Origin of the sequence: Myxococcus sp. AM011 (assembly GCF_013372595.1) — a bacterium.
GTDB lineage: Bacteria > Myxococcota > Myxococcia > Myxococcales > Myxococcaceae > Myxococcus > Myxococcus eversor.
This window is the reverse complement of record NZ_JABXEM010000675.1, coordinates 1-383: the sequence shown is the minus strand read 5'-3', so window position 1 is coordinate 383 and position 383 is coordinate 1. Positions and strand designations below refer to the sequence as shown.

Sequence of the window (383 nt, the reverse complement as noted above, 5' to 3'; positions counted from 1 at the left end):
CGCCGGCACCGCGGATTTCCAGATCGTGCGTGGCCAGGGTGAAGCCGGCGCCCAGCTCGTCCATCGAGGCGATCGCTTCCAGGCGCTTCTCAGCGTCGGGGGTGATCGCGCGGCGGTCGGGCGTGATCAGGTACGCGTAGGCGCGGTGGTGCGAACGTCCGACGCGGCCACGCAGCTGGTGCAGCTGGGACAGCCCGAAGGTATCGGCGCGCTCGACGATCAAAGTGTTGGCGTTGGAGATGTCCAGGCCGGTCTCCACGATGGTGGTGCAAACCAGGATGTCATGCTCGCGGTTCCAGAACCGTTGCACGGTGGTCTCCAACAGGTCCTCGGGCATCTGCCCGTGCGCGACCACCACCCGCGCCTCGGGCACCAGCTCACGC

Annotated in this window: 1 protein-coding gene; it reads right to left on the bottom strand. The window is 67.9% G+C overall.

The window, feature by feature from the left end:
* The coding region (locus tag HUW62_RS47980; RefSeq protein ID WP_303626930.1) for a helicase-related protein at positions 1-383 on the bottom strand (383 nt) is incomplete at both ends.